The 273-nt window shown below is 65.9% G+C and carries 1 protein-coding gene; it reads left to right on the plus strand.

Annotated features, from left to right (window positions below; translation table 11 throughout):
• Positions 1–182, plus strand: a 182-nt coding sequence (locus ABG80_RS22390) for a hypothetical protein (protein ID WP_160322419.1), incomplete at its 5' end; no start/stop codon positions are given.
• Positions 183–273 lie beyond the last annotated feature (91 nt).

A 273-nucleotide genomic window follows, 5' to 3' on the forward strand; every position in this document is an offset into this window, starting at 1 on the left:
CGGTGAGGGCCTTCTACGGGATCGTAGCTGCTGGCCCGGATGTTGACACGCCGCCCTGGCTGTTCATCCTGGCCAGACACATCGACGCCTGGGACAAGGCCTCGCAGGCCTACATGATGGCCGTGCATCAGCATGCCCGGCCTGTCCTCAATGACATGGAGCGCCTCTCCGCGTCGAAGTAAGCCGGGGGGCTGGGGGACACCCCAGTGAGCCCGAAGGGCGTTGCAGAGGGAGGGGTACCCGACCGGTCCACCTTCAAGCCAACCAGCGGAG

This window comes from Aquabacterium parvum (assembly GCF_001447195.1).
GTDB lineage: Bacteria > Pseudomonadota > Gammaproteobacteria > Burkholderiales > Burkholderiaceae_C > Aquabacterium > Aquabacterium parvum.